Here is a 19,173-nt window from a genome sequence, read left to right as displayed (position 1 = left end):
CACATTGTGTCAATGATTTTGGAACATATTGCCCAAGACTCTTCGTGCCGATGCGAGCGTGTCGACCAAAACACTCCGGAATACGTGGGTTCTTATGGAGGACTGGATGAAACGTTGTCCACAGGCTGTGTACTAGTCTGTGGATATGTTTGGAGTGCCAGTCTTTCCGTTTCACGTGAAACGGGTCAGGAGCATGCGCGACAGGGCCGGGAACGTCGACGCGGCGAACCCCATGACGCCGGGAGAATCGNCCGGCCCTCCTCGACAGACTCGACCGCCGGGTCTCGACAGGCTCGACCACCAGCCGGTTTTCAGCGCTTAGGATCGATCTGGGAGAAATGAAAACATGTCAAAGCGTGTACTGAAACATTTTGTTGTTCAGACAATTGCCCATACAATACAAAAGGTAAGGACCGGGCTCAGCCGGTCCTTACCTTTTCTATTTCTCTTGCCTGCGGATGCTTACTGCAGGTAGTCGGCGAATTCCTTCTCAAAGAACTGCTTCGGCTTGGCGCCGATCACTGTGCTCTTCACCTCGCCGCCCTGGAACAGGAACACGGCCGGGATGGACGTGATGCCGAACTGGGCCGAGATGGCCGGGTTGGCGTCGACGTCGACCTTGACGACCTCAACCTTGTCCGCATACTCCACGGAAATTTCATCCAGGATCGGTCCGAGCTTGCGGCAGGGCCCGCACCATTCGGCCCAGAAGTCGACGATGACCGGCTTGTCCGATCCCAGCACGTCGGTGCTGAAGGTGGCGTCGGTGGCGCTCTTTGCGTTGCTCATGGTTACCTGTTTCTCCTTATTCGTGTGCGGCGAGGTAGTGCTCGACGTCCAGCGCCGCCACGCATCCGGAACCGGAAGCGGTGATGGCCTGGCGGTACGTCGGGTCAACGACGTCGCCGGCGGCGAAAACGCCGGGGATGCTGGTCTTGGACGAGCGGCCCTCGACGGCGATCGTGCCCTCGTTCGTCAGGTCGAGCTGATCCCGCACAAGCTCGATCCGCGGATCGTTGCCTATGGCAACAAAAACGCCGGTGACGGGAAGATCGCTCTTCTCGCCCGTGACCAGGTTGTTCAACCGCAGGTTGCTGACCTTCGCGTCGCCGTCGATGCCGATCACTTCGCTATTCCACACGAAGTTGATCTTCGGGTTGGCCAGCGCCCGGTCGGCCATGATCTTGGAGGCGCGCAGCGTCTCGCGGCGGTGCACCACCGTCACGGTCCTGGCGAACTTCGTCAAGAACGTCGCCTCCTCCATGGCGGAGTCGCCGCCACCGATCACGGCAATGTCCTGGTCCTTGAAGAAGAACCCGTCGCACGTGGCACACCAGCTCACGCCGTGGCCGGACAGCCGCTTCTCGTCCGCCAGGCCCAGCTCGCGGTACGCGGAACCGGTGGAGATGATGACCGTGCGGGCCTTGAATTCCTGCCCATCCGCCAGCACCACCGTCTTGACATCACCGTCCAGCGCAACGGAATCGACGTCGTCGTACATCACCTCGGTACCGAAGCGTTCGGCCTGCTTGCCGAAGTTCTCCATGAGGTCCGGGCCCATGATGCCGTCGGGGAAGCCGGGGAAGTTCTCCACGTCGGTGGTGTTCATCAGCTCGCCGCCGGCCGTGACCGAGCCGGCGATCATGAGCGGCTTGAGGTTGGCGCGGGCCGTGTAGATGGCGGCGGTGTATCCCGCGGGGCCGGAACCGACGATGATGACGTCGCGCACGTCGCTGGCGGTGGTGACTTCGGTGCTCACGGGTGGGTGTTCCTCTTTCTTCATGCGCTCGGCGCGCCGTGATGGACGGTGCGCCGTGGGTCTCGTCCTGCACAACAGGATCGGCGGGTGGGATATTCCATGCAGGCTACTTGATCGAGATCTCCGCGATCTTCAGGCCGTAAGGGTAGGTAACGAACGGCTGGAGCCGAGGCAGCTGCGTGAAGTTGATGATGACGTACTTGGCCTTGATGCCGGAGGCCACCTTGAGCGTGAAGTCGGGGGAGCTGAACGAGCCGCTGCCGATCTTCTTCGCCCCGGCCAGGCTCCCGGTGTCGTTGGTCAGCACGTTGAATTGCCCGCCGGTGCCGCCGAGCTGGTTGATGGTCACGGAGCTGATGTCTGAGTCGGCCTTGAGTTCCACGATCAGGTTGATGCTCGTGGTCATGTTGGCGAACTTGTCGTCCGAGAACTCGAGCGTGGGCCAGTACGTGCCGATGTTGCCGTCGAACGCGTCCTTGAGCCGGCTGTCGAACTGCGAGCTCACATTCGGGTCATCGGGCGTGAAGCGGGTGATGTTCACGATCACCGGGGCGACGACCGGCGCCACGGGTTTTTGTGCCGCGGTGGTTCCCGCGCCGGTGGTTTGCTGCGCCTGCGTCTGCGCCTGGGTGTGCGTCCCGTTGCCGCCGGCCTTGTTGCCGCCGCCGAAAAGGGTGGTGATATTGGCCAACGCGAAGATCAGGGCACCCACCACCAGGACGGCGACGATGCCGCCTGCCAGCCAGCGGCCGCCGGTGCGCGGGGCGTTCTCGTCGTCGTCGGACTCCTCATACTCGTAGTCGTCCGGCTCGTCCGCGCCGCGGGCGGAGGCAGGGAAGCTCGCGGCCTTGCGCGCGGGGGTCTCGGCAGGCTCGACCACCGGTTCCTCATAGTCGTCCTTCCACACGGTGACGCGTGGCTGCTCCGGTTCCGGTGCCGGTTGTTGGGGAACAGGTTGCTGGGGAGCCGCGGGTTGAGGAACCGCCGCTTGGGGAACCGCTGGCTGAGGCACGACGGCGGCGGGCCGGGTTGGGTTGGCCCCCGGCCCGGACTCGACCCGGGCGCGCGGCGGGGCCGCGGGCGCGGCCGGCGGGATGACGGGGGCGGGCGGCACGACCGGCGACTCGTCGTCGTAGACGTACGCCGACTTTGCCGGCGACGCGTCCCGGGCCGAGCCGAAGATCTCCGTTCCCAGCGTGTCCGTGAAGAACGGTTCCTCGTACGGGGGCGGTTCGTACGGCTCCGTGGCGATCACCAGGTCGAGCAGTTCGGCCGGGGCCGTGCGGTTGGCGATCAGGTAGGTGGAATCCTCGGTGCGGCCCAGGTCCAGGATGGAGACGTTGGCGTCGCGTTCGCCGGTGGCCACCTCACGGGCGCTTTGGGTCAGGTTGTCCGAATTCGCGGCCGCCGCGACGAGAATGCTGACGGGCCGGTTGAGGACCTCGTCCATGCCGTCGAGGATGACGTCGTCCTCGACGGAATCCAGGACATGGGCAACGACCTTGTAGCGACCGCCCAGCACGGACCCCACTGCAATGGGTTGCGTCACGGATTCCTCCTTGCGAATTCTATAGAGACCTGGAACGGTGTTCAAGGCGACGGAGGCGCCAGGCCCCCCACTGTGTACTGATCTTAGCGGACACGCCTGCCGGGGAGCCGGGACAGCAGCGGTGCCAGGACGTCGTCGACCTCCCGGACGCGCAGCGCGCGCAGCGCGACGAAGTAGACGACGGCCATGACGAGGCCGACGACGACGAGCGCCACCGCCGCGTGCGTGATGGACTGCCACACGAAGCCGGTCGTCGAGAAGCCGCCGAACACGGCCAGCACCAGGTCGCCGACGATTCCGGCGGCCAGGGCGGCCGTGAGGAAGCGCATGTGCGAGCGCAGGATCGTCCCGCGCCCATAGTCGCCGATCTTCCGACGCAGGAACAGGTGGCTGACCACGGCGGCCGCGATGTTGCTGATCGTGTAGCTGCTGGCCAGGGCGTAGATGATCATCGACGGCGGGAACAGCGAGGCGAGCAGCGCGGTGGTGACGCCCAGCACCACCAGGATCGTCTGGATGACGAAGGGGGTCTTGGCGTTTTCCTGGGCGTAGAACACACGGTTGAGGATGAAGTTGATGCTGTAGAACGGGGCGCCGATGGCCAGGATCGCCAAGGTGATGGCCACCTGGCGGCCTGCGTACTGGTTGTTGCCGCTGAACAACATGCCGAACGGGCCGGCCAGCACGACCAGTGCGACCCCGGCGAACACGGTGGCCACGCCGGTGGTGCGCAGGGCGGCGGAAAGTGAGCGTCGCAGGCCGCCGGCGTCGTTGTGGGCGGCGGCGCGGGCCATGTTGGTGAACATGACGGTGGCGATCGACAGCGCTATGACGGAGTGCGGCATGATGTACATCTCGGTGGCACGGTTCAACGCGAAGATGCCGGCGATCGAGTGGGCCGGATCGACCGCGCCGTCGGATTTGTAGCGGGTAGGGATCGTGGCGATGCGCATGATCAGCAGGAAGCTCAGGTTGCCGATCACCATGGTGCCCATGGTCCAGCCGGCGATGCGCGCGGTCGCGCCGAGACCGGTCCCGCGCAACCCGAACGTGGGCCGCAGTCGCAGCCCGAGCCGGTGCACCGGGATGAGCAGCACCACCGACTGGACGACGATGCCCAAGGTGGCCGTTCCGGCCAGCATCCAGGTTTGGCCGTGCGTCCAGTTGTCCACGGTGTGCGGGGCGACGCGGGCGCTGCCGGCCACCCCGATGAACAGCAGTAGCCCGGCGATGGCGACCACGTTGTTCACCACGGGCGCCCAGGCATAGGCGGCGAACGAGTTGTGCGCGTTCAACACCTGCCCCAGCAGGGAGTACAGACCGTAGAAGAGGATCTGTGGCAAGAGGAACACGCCGAACGAAACGGCCAGGGTCAGTTGGTCGCCGGTGAATGCCGAGGTCAGGCGCATGAGCGGGTGGGCGAAGACCATGGCCAGGATGGTCAGCGTGAGAAGGGCGCCCACGGCCATGGTCAGGAGCCGGGAGATGAAGTCGGCGCCGCGATCCGGCGCCTTGCTGGCCTTGATGATCTGCGGGATCAACACGGCGTTGAACACGCCGCCGGCGACCAGCAGGAAGATCAGGTTCGGCAGGTAGTTGGCGCCGTCGAAGATGTCACCCACCGTGGTGCCGGCCACGGCCACACCGAGGATGATGCCCTTCACGAAGCCGAGGATGCGCGAGGCGAGCGTCCCGACCGCCATCGACGCGCTGGACCGCACGGCCGAGCGTTGCGTCGGCTGTTCGACGCCCGCACCCTGGGGTGGGCCGACCACGGGCAGGGATGAGGTGTCGGCAACCGGGATGCGGGAGATGTGGCGCATGCCCAGTGGGGTGCCTTGTAGCTTTGACATCGTCCCCATCCTCTCATCGCTTGCTGGCAATGCCCGCAGGGCGTGGGAGGGCAGGGGGATCAGAAGCCCTCGGGCAGCAGGTCGCGGGCCAGGTCGGCGATGCGTCGCTCGTTCGGAAAGGACAGCCGGCGGGCCAGCTCAGGCAGCCCCACCCAGGCAACGTCGACGGCCTCGTGATCGGGGTCGTTGTCGATGGTCAGGTATCCGCCGGTGGCGCGCAGCAGGAAATGATGGACCGTCTTGTGGACGCGGTGCCCGCTGACGGTGAACCAGTAGTCGATGCTGCCCAGCGGCGCCAGGACGTCCCCGGCGATGCCGGTCTCCTCCTCGATCTCGCGCACGGCCGCCTCCGCGTGCGTTTCCCGCCCCTCCGGGTGACCCTTGGGCAGGCACCATTCAAGCCGGCCCCCGCGATTGAGGCGGGCGATGATCGCAACCCTCAGGCCGTCGTCGTGCCTGTCAACCACCACGCCGCCGGCGGACACCTCCTCCACCGTGGGCAGCGCGGACCCCTGCGGTGCGGGCGCCACATGGGCACCGATTGCCGAGGGCAACGGTGTCCTTTTCGGTGCGCGCGGCACGGGGTGGGCCATGGAGTCCACTCTAGCTACCTTTGTGCGGCGAAGAGGAAAGCCGCGCGGCCCGCCGGCGGCCGGGGCGGGGCCGGAAAATCTGGCAAACTTGTAAGACTATGGAACTCGTGCCGGACACCTTGCAATTGGACCCCGCCGTACTCGAATTGGGGCAGCTCTTCGTCGATGCCGGCTACGAACTCTCGCTGGTCGGCGGTCCGGTGCGCGACTTGTTCCTGGCCCGCACCTCGCCGGACATGGACTTCACCACCAATGCCACGCCGGACCAGATCCTGGCCGTTGCGCGGGACTGGGCGGACGCCAACTGGGACGTGGGCCGCGCGTTCGGCACCATCGGCTTCCGCAAGAAGAGGCGCAACCAGCCGGCGTTGATGATCGAGATCACCACGTACCGGGCCGAGGCGTACGACCCCGATTCGCGCAAGCCCGTCGTGGCGTTCGGCGACAACCTCGAGGCGGATCTGGAACGCCGCGACTTCCGCGTCAACGCGATGGCGCTGCGGCTGCCCTCCCTTGACCTCGTCGACCCGTACGGCGGCGCCGCCGACCTGGCCGCCGGCATCCTGCGCACGCCCGCGTCACCCGAAATGTCGTTCTCCGATGACCCGCTGCGCATGATGCGCGCCGCCCGGTTCGCCTCGCAGCTGGGCTTGGCCGTGCACCCGGACGTCGCGGCGGCCATGACGGCGATGGCGGAGAGGATCACGATCATCTCCGCCGAACGCGTGCGCGATGAACTGGTCAAGCTCATCTGCGGCGCACACCCGAGGGCCGGCATCGACCTGCTGGTATGCACCGGGCTGGCCGCGATCGTGCTGCCCGAGGTGCCGGCGCTGAAACTGGAAACCGATGAGCACCACCGGCACAAGGACGTCTACCAGCACTCGCTGACGGTGTTGGAGCAGGCGGCCGCCCTGGAGACCGGGCCGGACGGTCCCGTCCCCGGGCCCGATTTCGTGCTGCGGTTCGCGGCGCTCATGCACGACGTCGGAAAGCCGGCCACCCGGCGCTTCGAATTGGGCGGCGCTGTCAGCTTCCGGCACCACGAGGCGGTGGGGGCCAAGCTCACGGCCAAGCGGATGCGTACGCTCCGTTTTGACAACGACACCATCAAGGCGGTGTCCCGGCTCGTCGAGCTGCACATGCGCTTTTTCGGTTACGGCGACTCCGGCTGGACCGACTCGGCCGTGCGGCGTTACGTCACGGACGCCGGCCCGGTGCTCGAGCGCCTGCACCGGCTGACCCGCTCCGACGTGACGACGCGCAACCAGCGCAAGGCGGACCGGCTCTCGTTCGCCTACGACGACCTGGAGGAACGCATCGAGGCGCTTGCCGCCCAGGAGGAGCTGGACGCGATCCGGCCCGACCTGGACGGGGCGGCAATCATGGAACTGCTGGGCATCAAGCCCGGGCCCGTCGTGGGACGGGCCTACAAGCACCTGCTCGAGCTGCGCATGGAGAACGGGCCGATGGCCCCCGCGGAGGCCCGGGACAGCCTGCTGGCATGGTGGACCGGGCAGCCGGAATCAGGTGCGGCATCAACCAATCGTGTGGAGGAACAGGCATGAGCGCGGACGAGGGACCGAGGCTGTGGCTATTGCGTCACGGTGAGACCGAATGGTCGCGCAGCGGCCAGTACACGGGCCTGACCGACCTGCCGCTGACGGCCGAGGGTGAGGAGCAGGCCCGCTCGGCGCGCCCCGCGCTGGACGGCGTCGACTTCGACCTGGTGCTCACGTCCCCGCTGCAACGCGCCCGCCGCACGGCGGCCCTGGCCGGGTTCCCGGACGCGGTCGTGGAGCCGAACGCGCACGAATGGGACTACGGCGACTACGAGGGTGTCAACAGTGCCGACGTGCGGGCCGGCAACCCGGCCTACCTGATCTGGGACGACGGCGTGCCCAATGGGGAGACGATCGAGCAGGTCGCGTCCCGCGCCGACAGCGTCATCGCCCGGGTGCGCGCGCCGCGGGCGGACCATGGGACCCGCAACGTGCTGGTCGTGGCGCACGGGCACTTCCTGCGCATCCTCACGGCCCGCTGGCTGGAACTGCCCGCCGGCGAGGGGCGCCACTTCGTGCTCGGCACGGCGAAGGTGTGCACGCTCGGCTGGGACAAGAAGACGCCGGCCATCGAGGCCTGGGGGCTGTAATTGCGCCCGCGCCGGCAGGGGCCCGACCGTCAGGTGCTGCGCACGACGTCGGCACGGCTGCTGCCCTGGGCCGCGTGGGTGATCTGCGCGTTCTTCGCCGTCAACCTGCTCTGGACCGGGACGTGGACGTCCATCCGGACGTTCCTGCCGTGGCTCCTGTTCGCCGCCTGGGTCCTGTATGTGCTGTTGTGGCGCCCCTGCATCGTGGTGGACGACGACGGCGTCCGGGTCCGCAACCTGCTGCGCGACCACGCCATCCCCTTTGACGCGCTGGTCGCCGTCCGGGTCGGGCAAACCGTCAGCCTGGACACGACGGCCGGCCGGATTCCCGCCTGGGGCGCTCCCGGGGCCGGGAAGCTCGGGCCGAGGGTGGGAGCGCGGGGCGCGACCGGCGAGACGGTCCGCGGCGACGACACCCAGGGCGTCATCAACCGGGCCTGGGACGCATGGGACGCCGCCCGGGAGGCCGGATCCCGCGCGGCGGAACCAGGGCGCACGGTGCGCTCGCGCTGGAACGTGCCGGTCGCCGTCGTCGGCCTGGTCTTGGTGATCCTGGCGGCGACCACGTTCCTGTAGGCGCCTGCGGTGGTCGAGCTTGGGCCCACGGGCGCGAGGGGCCCCGGTCGAGCTTGCGAGGCCGGGGAGCGCCCGGGGAGCGAGACCTGGTGATTTCGACAGGCTCAATCACCGGTGGTCGAGTTTGTCGAGACCTGGTGATTTCGACAGGCTCAATCACCGGTGGTCGAGCTTGTCGAGACCCGGTCTCGACGGGCTCGACCACCGGGGTCAGGCCTTCCAGCCGACCTTCGTCCAGTCGATCGACTGGAACTGGGCCGCGCCGTAGTTGACCAGACCCTTCGAGACGCCGTAGGTGTTCGGGGTCGGGGTCAACGGAATGACCGGCGTGTAGGCGAAGATCGTCTTGTCGATCTCATTGGCCAGCTCGATGCGCTTGGCCGGATCGAGCTCGGCGTTCGCCTTGGCCCACAGGTCGCCCAGTTTCTGGTCAGTGATGCCGGTGAAGTTCTGGCCGCCGTCAGCCGGGTAGAAGATGGACTCGGTCGAGGAGATCGGGAACGGGGTGCCGGACCAGGCGAAGCCGGTCATCTCGAAGTTCGATTTCAGCACGTAGTCGGAGAAGAACTTGTCCGACGGGACGGTGTTGTTCTTCAGCGTGATGCCGACGGCCTTGAGGTTCGCCTGGATCTGCTTGAAGATCTGCTCGGACACGGGGTTGTTGGCGTCCAACGTGTAGGCGAGGGTCAGCGGCTTGCCGTCCTTCGTGCGGATGCCGTCGGAGCCCTTCGCATAGCCGGCCTCGTCGAGCAGCTTGCCGGCCGCCGCCGGGTCATAGCCGATGACGGGCGTGGCGTTGTCCTGGTAGCCCTTCTGGCCGGGCATGTAGATGTAGGAGCCCTGGCTGGTCACCGGGGCTCCGATGGGGCTGAGCCGGCTGGCGGAAATGGTGTTCCGGTCAAGCGCACGGGCCACGGCCTGGCGGACCTTCGCGTCGGCCAGCGGCCCCTTCGAGCCGTTCATTGTGACGTGGTTCCAGGTGAGGCCGCCGGACTGCTGGATGGCGCCGTCGGCGCGCTTCTTGGCCGTGTCGTAGTTATCCTTGTTGGTGCCGACGCTGACCGCGTCGATCTCCTTGTTGGCGTAGGCCTGGGCCAAGGCGTCGCGGCTCACCACCTTCATGATGATCTTCGCCAGCTTCGGCTTCTCACCCCACCACTTCGGGTTCGGGACCAGTGTGACGACCTTGCCGTTCGTGTCCACGGTGGAGACCTTGTACGGGCCGTCCGAGGGCAGCGGCTTGGCCTTGTAGCCCTCATTGAACGCCTTCGGGTCGGCCGCGACGGCGGCCGGCAGGATGCTGGCGGTCGCCTGCCCGGCCGTGCTGCCGCCCAGGATCGCCGGCCAGTCGGCGTTCTTGTTCTTGAACGTGATCTTGAAGTTCTGGTCGGTGTCCTCCTTGGTGACCGACGCGATGTCCTGGTAGACGTTGCTCGAGGCGAGCTGGTAGGCCTTGTTGGCCCCGCTGGCCGCCTTGACCGTCGCTTCGAAGTCCTTGTACGTAATCGGCGTGCCGTCCTCCCACACGGCCTTCGGGTTCAGCTTGACCTCGACGACCTGGGGATTCTCACTGACCAGCTTCACCTCGGTGGCGTAGTCCGGGTTGACCTCCCAGCCGCCGTCGACCGTGGTGCGCACCGGCCCGCCGGTGGTCGGGTCCACGATCTCGGCGCCCGAGACGTTGGCGCCGTCGGCCTGCAACGTGTTCCAGTTGTCCGGCAGTTGGTCGACGGCCAGGGTCAGCGTGCCGCCGTCCTTGACCGCCGCATAGTCGGCGCTGGTCCATGCCGTGTTGGGCAGCGCGCCGGTCGCGGCGGCGCCCTTGCTGTTGTCGACGCTCGGCTTGGCGCCGCCCCCTCCTCCGGCGCTGCAGCCGGAGACTATGAGGGCCAGGGTCAACGACGCCGCCCCGGCCGTCATCACATTCTTGATGCGGGTCATGATCTTGATGCCTCCTTGTTTGGGTGAACTTGTTGGGTGAACTTGTTGGGCGAACCCCGGCCGGCGGATACCTTTGCCGGAGGGCTGCTCTGGTGTCAGTTCAGGACGAGTTCGATTGATGCGGCGTGATGGCAGGCCGCCGACGTGCCCGCGACCGGCCGCAGGGCCGGGTCCTGGTCGCGGCACAGCGCCTGCTGGTCGGCGTCGAGCAGCTTGTACAGCGGGCAGCGTGCGCGGAAGTTGCAGCCCGGGGTGGTCTCCGTGGGGCTGGGCAGGTCGCCGTCCAGGATGATCCGCCGCCGGCCCCGCTCCAGGGACGGGTCGGGGACCGGGACGGCGGACAGCAGGGCACGTGTGTACGGGTGCCGGGGATCGTCGAAGACGGCCTCGGCCGGCCCGGACTCCACCACGCGGCCCAGGTACATGACGGCCACCGTGTCGGCGATCTGGCGCACCACGGCCAGGTCGTGCGCCACGAACAGGTAGGACAACCCGAGCCGTTCCTGCAGGTCCTCGAGCAGGTTGATCACACCCGCCTGGATGGACACGTCCAGCGCGGAGACCGGCTCGTCCAGCACGATGATCTTCGGGTCCGTCACGAGGGCGCGGGCAATTCCCACGCGCTGGCGCTGGCCGCCGGAGAACTCGTGCGGGTACCGGGCGCCCATGGCCGGATCCAAGCCGACCAGGTCCAGCACCTCGGCGACCTTGGCCCGGCGCGCCCCGGCCGGCACGCCGTGGACCGTCAACGGTTCGGCGATGATGTCCTGGATGGGAAGCCGCGGGTCGAGGGACGCCATGGGGTCCTGGAATACCACCTGGATGTCGCGGCGCAGGGCACGCCGCTCCTTGGCGCTCATGCCGGCCACGTCCCGGCCGTCCACCGTGATCCGGCCGGCCTGCGGTTTCGCCAGTTCCAGGATCTCCATGATGGTGGTCGTCTTGCCGCAGCCGGACTCGCCCACCAGGCCGAGGGTCTGCCCCGAGCGGATAGCGAGGCTGACGCCGTCGACCGCCTTGACCGTGCCGACCTGGCGCTTGAACACGGCGCCCTTCATGAGTGGGAAGTGCCGGACCAGCCCGTCCACGCTCAGGACGGTCTCCGGCGTCAGGTCGGCCCGCTCGGCCTCGGCGACGCGCTCCGGGCGCGGGAACAGTTCCGCACGCTGGAGCTGGCCGCCGGCGATCTCGTCCATGCGCAGGCAGGCGGCGCTGTGCCGGGCATCCTTGCCTTGGGGGTCGTTGAGGGCCGCCAGTGGCGGTTCCGTGCCGCGGCACGCATCGACGGCGATGGGGCAGCGCGGCGCGAACGGGCACCCCGGCGCCAGGTTGCCGAGCGACGGCGGGCGCCCCTCCAGCGGCACCAGCCGGGTGTGCCCGGCCGTGGCCAGGTTCGGCATGGAGCGCAGCAGCCCGATCGTGTACGGCATGGTCGGCTCGTGGAACACCTGGTCCACGGTACCGGTCTCCACGATGCGCCCGGCGTACATGACGGCGATGCGGTCCGCGTTGCCGGCCACGACGCCCAGATCGTGGGTGATGAGGACGACGGCGGCGCCCGTGATGTCCTTGGCCCTTTGCAGGACCTCCAGGATCTGCGCCTGGATGGTCACGTCCAGCGCCGTCGTCGGCTCGTCGGCGATGATCAGCCGCGGGTTGTTGGCGATGGCGATGGCGATCATGGCGCGCTGGCGCATGCCGCCGGAGAACTCGTGCGGGAACGCCTGGGCGCGGCGCTCGGGGTGGGGGATACCGACGATTCTCAGCAGTTCCACGGCCCGGGCGGCGGCGGCCTGCCTGGACAGTTTCGGATCGTGCAGCAGCAGCGCCTCGGAGATCTGCGCGCCCACCGTGTAGACGGGGGTCAACGCGGACAACGGGTCCTGGAAGATGATCGAGATGCCCTCGCCACGGAGCCGCGACAGCTCGGCGTCACTGCGCCCCAGCAGGGACGTGCCCTCGAACAGGATGTCGCCGGTGATCTGCGCCGAGGACGGCAGCAGGCCCATGACGGCCAGCGAGGACACGGACTTGCCGGACCCGGATTCGCCGACGATGCCGAGGAATTCGCCCTTGTCGACGTGGTAGTTGACGCCGCGCACGGCCGTGACGGCGCCGGAGGGCTGCGGGAATGTGACCGTAAGGTCGCGGACCTCCAGTAGATGGTTGTTGTTGTCAGTCACGGTTGACTCCCGAGGTCGGATCGACGGCGTCGCGCAGTGCGTCGCCGACCAAGCTGGCGGACAAGACGGTCCAGACCAGGATGGCGGCGGGGAAAACGAACAGCCACGGCCGTGTCACGGCGGCTCCCTGGCCGGCGGACAGCAGCGTGCCGAGCGAGACGTCGGGGGCCTGGATGCCGAAGCCGAAGAAGCTCAGCGTCGTCTCGGCCAGGATCGCGGCGCCGACGCCGAGCGTGGCGTCGATGATGAGAAGCGAGGACACGTTGGGCAGGATGTGCCGGCTGATGATGGTCCAGGTGCCCACGCCCATGAAGCGGGCCGCCTTGATGAAGTCGCGTTCGCGCAGCGACATGGTCTGGGCCCGGATGACGCGGGCCATGATCATCCAGCCGAACGCGGCCAGCAGGAAGATCAGCGCCACCCACGACAGGGACTTGAAGATGGGGCTCAGCAGCACGAACAGGAACAGGCTCGGCAACACCAGCAGCAGGTCGATGAACCAGATGATCGTCTTGTCCCACGCGCCGCCCAGGTAGCCGGCGAACGCGCCGATGATGCCGGCGATGAGGGACGCCAGCGGTCCGGCCAGCAGGCCGATGATCAGCGACTTGCGCAGTCCGACGATGGTCTGGGCGTAGATGTCCTCGCCGATGTCGCTGGTCCCGAACCAGTGCGTGGCCGACGGGCTGGAGCCCATGTTGTACACGTCGAGGTCGGTGAAATTCCAGGCGTTGGGGATGAGGCCGAAGATGGCCCACAGGATGACCAGCCCCAAGCCGACGAGGCCGACCCAGAACCGGGGCATGCGCCGCAATCGGTTGAGCACCATGCGGGAGCGGGAGACGGGCTTCTTGCCCGGCCGCGCCGCCACGGGCTCCTCGATGGGTTCGGAGATGGGCAGCTCGTTGAGTACTTCCATGGCTTACACCCGCACTCTCGGGTCGAGGGCGGCATAGACGATGTCCGACAGCGTGCCGGCGATGAGGACCAGGACGGCATTGAACAGGATGGCGCCGGTGAAGGCGTTGATGTCGCTTTGCTGGATGGCCTGGAACAGGAACTCGCCCATGCCGTGCCAACTGAACACGAGTTCGATGACGGCGGCGCCGGCCAGGATCGTGGCGAACGAGTACGCGAAGTAGGTTGACATGGGGATCAGGGCCACGCGGACGCCGTGGCGGACCAGCGCCGAGCCGCGGGTGCGACCCTTGGACCGGGCCGTGCGGATGTAGTCGGCGGACAGGACGTCGAGCATGGCGCTGCGCTGGTAGCGCGAATAGCCTGCGGCGCCCACCAGCGCCAGGGCAATGGTCGGCAGCACCAGGTGCCCGGCGCGGTCGGCGACCTGGGCCCACCAGCCGCCGTCGAGCCCCGGCGTGTACTCCCCGGTGAAGCTGATCAACTGGATGCCGAGCACGTTGTTCAGCCCCGTCGCGAGGATCATGAGCAGGATGCCGATGACGAACGACGGCATGGCCAGGATGGTGAACGACGCGTAGGAGATGATCTGGTCGCTGGCCCTGTACTGCCGCACCGCGCCCCAGACGCCCAGAATCACGCCGACGACGGCGGCGATGACCGTCCCGAGGATCAGCAGGCGAAGGCTCGTCCCGGCCCGGGCGGCCATCTCGCTGAGGACCGAGGTGTTGTGGATCGTGTCGCCCAGGGAGCCGCGCGTGACCAGGTTGACCAACCAGGACCACAGCCGCTCGATGACGGGCGTGTTCGGATTGACGCCCAGGCCGTCCAGGATCGCGTTGACCGTCTGGTCCGACGGCCGCGGGTTCCGGCCGTAGTACCGGGCGGCCGGATTCAGGATCATGCTGGCCAGCACGTAGGCGCTCAGCGTGGCGATGGCGGACAGGATCGCATAGTTGATGAACCGCTTGATGATGAAGCCGATCATGCGACCCGCCTCCATCGTCGGGTGTGCGGCGTTGGCTGCAACGCTCTGTGCATTGGCATGTCCTCTTTGCTCCCCCACCCGGGCCCGGCAAGGGATGGATGCCGCCCGGACAGACTGGTCAATCGCTCGGTGTGGCCGGATTTGTTACCGACCGGTACCTTGTCGTGCAAATCTACTATGACGCCAACCACAAGTTCGCCCCCGGCGCGGCTGCGGGCGTGTAACAATCTTGCCAAACGCCGCGCCGGTTCCGTGCCATGCGAGCCGCGGACATCACTCCGGCCGGGCGGCTGCCGTGCCATTCCAGGAATATTTCAACAATATTGCGCCGCCGACTGGCCTTCGCGGAATTTGTGTTGTAGGTTGTTAGCAGTCCACCGCGAACCGCGTGGATGACGGTGTGCAAGATACGCCGTGTGTATGTTACCGCGTGCAAGATGAGGGGAGGCCATGATGAATATTCAAATCAAGTCCGGAGTTGTCGGATCCCACCTGGCCTTTGCCTGGCACGCCACCATGGCCGCATAGCCTCCACGAGGCAGCCGCCGCCCGGTAGTCGCCCAGGCAAGGGCCGGCACGGGACAGCATCCCGCACGTGACGCCGCCGGCGTCCAAGTGTGATCAACCACCAGTTCATCCTGGTGTCCAGTGGCACAAAACATTCCGCGCCCTTTTGTGCCCGAATGAAGTCCTTTTCGCTCCCGCACAAGGGCTTTGTTTACTGCGCCCAACATTGCTGTTCCCGAATTGATCGTGCCCAAGAATGATCTGTGCCATAAGCCTTTGTCTGCCCAATTATGTTTGAAAGGAGGTGACCCATGAAGGACAAACTGTCCCTTTCATCGCTCAAGCGTGTCTTCTTTGCTCCCGTGAACCAGCAGAAGTTCGATGAGCTGCGCGAGCAGCACATCCGCACGATGGCCGCCACGAACCTGTTGAACATGCGGTAGGCCATCCTGCCGTCGAAAGGATGGAGGAAATGGCCATGACACGTTCCCCACATGCTGTGCAAACAGCCCGCACCGCCCGGTGCGGGCTGTTTCGTTTAAGCCCCCGCGGCAGCCGGTAAGCTCAAATCCATGCAGGAGCCAGAGCATCCAGGGCACGCCCGGCGCCACCGCATCGCCGTGCCCACACGCAACGACCCCCTGCTCGGCGCCCTGACCGAGGTGGCCGGCGGACCCCTCGGCCGGCGCAGCGCCCCCGGCCTGGTGGCACCCGGATTCTTCACGGTCGAACGGGTCCTGGTCCTCATGACGCTGGTCTCCGCGCTCGTCGCCGTCATTTTCAAGTACCACTGCCGCAAGTCCGGGTGGACGACGCCCGACCAGTACTCCACGGTGTGCTGGTCGCAGCTGCCGAACACGTTCGTCGAGGCGAACCTGGCGCACGCGTTCCCGTTCTTCACCCCGGGCGTCACCTTCGACCAACCGCCCCTGGCCGGCATGATTGCCGGGGTCACGGCCTGGTTGACCGGCTGGGCCGGCACCGGCGCGGCCCGCCAGCTCGCCTTTTTCGACGTGAATGCGGTCCTGATCGGCATCGCCTGGCTCGTCACGGTCGTGGTGACGGCGCGCAGTGCCCGCCGGCGGCCATGGGACGCCGCCATCGTCGCCGCCAGCCCCGTGCTCATCCTGACCGCGTATGTCAGTTGGGACTTCTGGGCGGCCGCGTTGGTGGGCGTCGGCACCTACCTGTTCGCCCGCCGTCGTACCTGGTGGGCCGGGGCGGCCATCGGACTCGCCATCACGGCGGCCCCCTATGCGCTGCTGGTCCTGTTCGTGTTGTTCCTGCTGTCGATCCGGGCCGGGCAGGTCATGGCGGTGCTGGAGACCGTCGTCACCGGGCTCGTCACGGCCTGCCTGGTCGTTGCCCCGGTGCTGCTCGTGAACCCGGCCGCGTGGGGGGCCTATGTCACCGGATTCCTCACGCGCCCGCCCAGCGACTCGTCGCTGTACGGCGGCTACAACCTGCTGGCGGGGCGGCTCGGATTCCAGCGGCTCGACCCGGTGACCACCAACGTGCTGGAGCTGGTGCTGGTGGCCGTGGTCCTGCTTGGCGTCGCGTTCGTGGCGCGGGCGGCGCCGCGCCGCCCGCGCGTGGCACAGCTGGCGTTCCTGGCCGTCGCCGGGCTGACGGTCGTCGGAAAGCAGGCGGCCCCGTGGCAGGCGATCTGGCTGCTGCCGCTGCTGGCGCTCGCCTACCCGCGCTGGCGGGCGGCGCTGCTGTGGCAGGCCGCAGTGGTGGCGCACTTCGTGGCGCTGATGTTGTTCCAGGCCAAGGTGCTGGGCAACCTCAGCGACCAGCACGCGATCGACATGCCATACTTCGTGCTCGCCGCCGTGGTCGACGGGGCCGCCACGATCACGCTCATGGCCCTCGTGATCCGTGGAATCCTGGACCCGGGCCAGGACGTCGTGCGCCGGCTCGGCGTGGACGACCCGCTGGGCGGCGTGTTGGAGCACGCGCCCGACGCCGTGGCATGGCGCCGCCACGCCGCAGCCCCGGCGGTGGGGGACGGTGGCTGACGCCGTCGTCGTCGGGGCCGGCCCCAACGGCCTGGCCGCCGCCGTCACGCTGGCCCGGGCCGGGCTGGACGTGCGGCTTTTCGAGGCCAAGGACACCGTCGGGGGCGGGACCCGCACCGGGGAGGCCACGCTGCCGGGCTTCCGGCACGACATCTGCTCGGCCGTGCACCCGATGGCGTTGGCCTCACCCTTTTTCCGGGCGTTCGAGCTGGATCGCCGGATCGAGCTGGCCGTGCCGGCGATCTCCTACGGCCACCCGCTCGACGGCGGCCGGGCCGGCATCGCGTGGCGGGACCTGGACCGGACCGTCGATGAGCTCGGGCCCGACGGTCGCGCGTACGGGGCCCTGCTGCGCCCCCTGCTGCGGCGGCTGGACGGCGTCATCGACTTCACCCAGCACGGACTGGTCCGCCTGCCGCGGGATCCGCTGGCCGCGGTCCTGCTGGGCCTGCGGACGCTGGAACAGGGCACGGCCGGGTGGAACCTGCGGTTCCGCCAGGACACGGCGCCGGCCATGCTGGCCGGCGTGGCCGCCCATGCGATCGGCCGCTTGCCCGGGCTGGGCACCGCGGGTGCCGGGCTGCTGCTGGGAACACTGGCGCACGCGGCCGGCTGGCCGGTGCCCATTGGCGGATCGCAGGCCATTGCGGATGCGCTGGCCGCCGACTTCACGGCCCACGGCGGGCGGATCACGCTGGGCCGCACCGTCACCAGCGTCCGCGAGCTGCGCGCCGAAACCGGGGCGGCCGCCGTCGTCCTCGACGTGACGCCGCGCGCACTCGTCTCCATGGCCGCCGACGAATTGCCGCAGCGGTATATACGCTCGATGGAATCCTTCAAATATGGCGCGGGCGTGTGCAAGGTGGACTACGCGCTGTCGGGACCGGTGCCATGGACCAACGCGGACCTGGCCGGTGCCCCGACGCTGCACCTGGGCGGCACGAGGGCGGCCATCGCCCGCGCGGAAAACCGGGTCCTCGCCGGCGGGATCCCGGCGGACCCCTACGTGCTGGTGTCCCAACCCGGCGTGCTCGACCCGACCCGGGCACCGGCCGGCCAGCACACCCTGTGGGCGTATACGCACGTGCCGGCCGGGTCCTCGGGGGACCGGGCCGGGGCTATCACGGCCCAGATCGAGCGGTTCGCACCCGGCTTCCGCGACCTGGTGCTCGCCTCCCGCACGGTCACCGCCGCGCAGCTGCCCGGCTACAACGCGAACTACATCGGCGGGGACATTTCCACCGGGGCGGTGACCATCGCGCAGCTGCTCAGGCGCCCGGTCGTGGCGGCGGACCCGTGGCGCACGCCCGCGCCCGGACTGTACCTGGGCTCGGCCGCGACGCCGCCCGGGCCCGCCGTGCACGGCATGTGCGGGTGGCTGGCGGCCAGGTCGGCGCTGCGGCACACGTTCGGGCTGCCCGCGCCCAAGCTGGGCCGGGATGGGGATCAGTTAGCCACGCCGTAGCGGGCGCGCACGTACCTGGGCTTCTCGATTTCGTCGAGCACCGCGACCGCGAAGTCCTCGGCCGAGATGTGGTCCCCAGCGGGCGCGTCCAGGGCCGTGACGTAGGTGCCCGTGCGCTCACCCGGGCCGATTTCCGGCGCCGGCGCCTGCATGGTCCAGTTGACCGACTCCGGCAGCGCAGCCACCAGGTCGTACGCGGCCGCCATGGTCACGGCTTCGGGCTTGTACACATCGGGGAAACCGGGCAGGTCGACGAGCCGGGAGCCGTTGACCAGCAGCGCTCCGGCGCCGCCGACCACGACCACGCGGGCATCGCCCACATTCGCCAGCGCCGTCTCGAGCGCGGCGAGCCACTGGCCGTGGTCGCCGCCGGTGCGGCTCGGCCCCGCGGCGAGCACGACGACGTCGCTCGCTGCCGCCATTTTCGCAACGGCCGCGCCGTCGGCCAGGTCGGCGGAGAGCGCCGTGGCGGCCGGCACGCCCTCGACGGGCTTGCCGGAGCGGGACGCCGCGGTCACTTCGTGGCCGCGGGCGGCGGCCTCGGCGACGATGCGGGATCCGATCATGCCGGTGGCGCCGATGACTGCAATCTTCATGGGAACTCCTGGGGTAGGTGGTGCGCTGATGACCCAATAGTATGTATTGGATACTGATAGCTTCAACGAAAC

Annotated in this window: 16 protein-coding genes; 6 read left to right on the top strand and 10 right to left on the bottom strand. The window is 68.1% G+C overall.

Annotation, left to right across the window (positions count from 1 at the left end):
• Window positions 1–462: 462 nt before the first annotated feature.
• The 5 genes from trxA to EJC77_RS12425 all read right to left on the bottom strand — a co-directional run bounded on the left by trxA (window position 463) and on the right by EJC77_RS12425 (window position 5,715).
• On the bottom strand, window positions 463–789 hold the full coding sequence (trxA, locus tag EJC77_RS12445) for a thioredoxin (RefSeq protein ID WP_125613075.1): 327 nt from the start codon (window positions 787–789) through the stop codon (window positions 463–465).
• A 16-nt stretch (window positions 790–805) separates the two neighbouring features.
• Window positions 806–1,783 carry a thioredoxin-disulfide reductase gene (gene trxB, locus EJC77_RS12440; protein ID WP_125613073.1) on the bottom strand — a complete coding sequence of 326 codons (978 nt, stop codon included), beginning with the start codon at window positions 1,781–1,783 and terminating at the stop codon, window positions 806–808.
• A gap of 82 nt (window positions 1,784–1,865) precedes the next feature.
• On the bottom strand, window positions 1,866–3,308 hold the full coding sequence (locus EJC77_RS12435; RefSeq protein WP_125613071.1) for an ABC transporter substrate-binding protein: 1,443 nt from the start codon (window positions 3,306–3,308) through the stop codon (window positions 1,866–1,868).
• A gap of 83 nt (window positions 3,309–3,391) precedes the next feature.
• Complete coding sequence (gene murJ, locus EJC77_RS12430; protein ID WP_240630198.1) at window positions 3,392–5,161, bottom strand: murein biosynthesis integral membrane protein MurJ; 1,770 nt, start codon at window positions 5,159–5,161, stop codon at window positions 3,392–3,394.
• 59 nt (window positions 5,162–5,220) lie between these two features.
• Window positions 5,221–5,715, bottom strand: a complete 495-nt coding sequence (locus EJC77_RS12425) for an NUDIX hydrolase (RefSeq protein ID WP_125613068.1) — start codon at window positions 5,713–5,715, stop codon at window positions 5,221–5,223.
• Window positions 5,716–5,852: 137 nt separating this feature from the next.
• Here EJC77_RS12425 and EJC77_RS12420 point away from each other — a divergent pair, with 137 nt between their 5' ends.
• From EJC77_RS12420 to EJC77_RS12410, 3 genes are read left to right on the top strand one after another with little or no spacing between them, the layout of a single operon-like run.
• Window positions 5,853–7,322: a CCA tRNA nucleotidyltransferase gene (locus tag EJC77_RS12420; protein ID WP_125613066.1), complete on the top strand. Its 1,470-nt coding sequence runs from the start codon at window positions 5,853–5,855 to the stop codon at window positions 7,320–7,322.
• Entirely contained in the window at window positions 7,319–7,906 is a 588-nt protein-coding gene (locus EJC77_RS12415) for a histidine phosphatase family protein (protein WP_125613064.1), read from the top strand. Before EJC77_RS12420 ends, EJC77_RS12415 begins: the two co-directional genes overlap by 4 nt.
• Window positions 7,907–7,939: 33 nt before the next feature.
• Window positions 7,940–8,482: a PH domain-containing protein gene (locus EJC77_RS12410; protein ID WP_205787225.1), complete on the top strand. Its 543-nt coding sequence runs from the start codon at window positions 7,940–7,942 to the stop codon at window positions 8,480–8,482.
• 210 nt (window positions 8,483–8,692) lie between these two features.
• Here EJC77_RS12410 and EJC77_RS12405 read toward each other — a convergent pair whose 3' ends face one another.
• From EJC77_RS12405 to EJC77_RS12390, 4 genes are all read right to left on the bottom strand, one after another.
• Window positions 8,693–10,423 carry an ABC transporter family substrate-binding protein gene (locus EJC77_RS12405; protein WP_205787223.1) on the bottom strand — a complete coding sequence of 577 codons (1,731 nt, stop codon included), beginning with the start codon at window positions 10,421–10,423 and terminating at the stop codon, window positions 8,693–8,695.
• 95 nt (window positions 10,424–10,518) lie between these two features.
• Window positions 10,519–12,606: an ABC transporter ATP-binding protein gene (locus tag EJC77_RS12400; RefSeq protein WP_240630196.1), complete on the bottom strand. Its 2,088-nt coding sequence runs from the start codon at window positions 12,604–12,606 to the stop codon at window positions 10,519–10,521.
• Window positions 12,599–13,525, bottom strand: coding sequence for an ABC transporter permease (locus EJC77_RS12395; protein ID WP_125613058.1), 927 nt, complete (start codon window positions 13,523–13,525; stop codon window positions 12,599–12,601). The genes EJC77_RS12400 and EJC77_RS12395 overlap by 8 nt, the downstream gene beginning before the upstream one ends.
• Window positions 13,526–13,528: 3 nt before the next feature.
• A complete protein-coding gene (locus EJC77_RS12390; protein ID WP_125613056.1) occupies window positions 13,529–14,512 on the bottom strand; it encodes an ABC transporter permease in 984 nt (327 codons plus the stop codon).
• An 818-nt stretch (window positions 14,513–15,330) separates the two neighbouring features.
• On the opposite strand from EJC77_RS12390, the gene EJC77_RS21360 reads away from it, so the two are divergent.
• The 3 genes from EJC77_RS21360 to EJC77_RS12380 all read left to right on the top strand — a co-directional run bounded on the left by EJC77_RS21360 (window position 15,331) and on the right by EJC77_RS12380 (window position 18,505).
• On the top strand, window positions 15,331–15,462 hold the full coding sequence (locus tag EJC77_RS21360; RefSeq protein ID WP_276309075.1) for a hypothetical protein: 132 nt from the start codon (window positions 15,331–15,333) through the stop codon (window positions 15,460–15,462).
• A gap of 129 nt (window positions 15,463–15,591) precedes the next feature.
• A complete protein-coding gene (locus tag EJC77_RS12385) occupies window positions 15,592–17,040 on the top strand; it encodes a glycosyltransferase family 87 protein (RefSeq protein ID WP_125613054.1) in 1,449 nt (482 codons plus the stop codon).
• Window positions 17,033–18,505 (top strand): phytoene desaturase family protein, encoded by a 1,473-nt coding sequence (locus EJC77_RS12380; protein WP_125613052.1) that lies wholly within the window; start codon window positions 17,033–17,035, stop codon window positions 18,503–18,505. The genes EJC77_RS12385 and EJC77_RS12380 overlap by 8 nt, the downstream gene beginning before the upstream one ends.
• On the opposite strand, the gene EJC77_RS12375 is transcribed toward EJC77_RS12380, so the two are convergent.
• Window positions 18,487–19,101: an NAD(P)-dependent oxidoreductase gene (locus EJC77_RS12375; protein WP_125613050.1), complete on the bottom strand. Its 615-nt coding sequence runs from the start codon at window positions 19,099–19,101 to the stop codon at window positions 18,487–18,489. The genes EJC77_RS12380 and EJC77_RS12375 overlap by 19 nt on opposite strands.
• Between the last annotated feature and the right edge of the window lie 72 nt (window positions 19,102–19,173).

The sequence above is a fragment of the Specibacter cremeus genome, assembly GCF_003946885.1.
Taxonomy (GTDB): Bacteria; Actinomycetota; Actinomycetes; order Actinomycetales; family Micrococcaceae; genus Specibacter; species Specibacter cremeus.
Note: the sequence above shows the minus strand (reverse complement) of the source record. Positions and strands in the feature narration are given on the sequence as shown.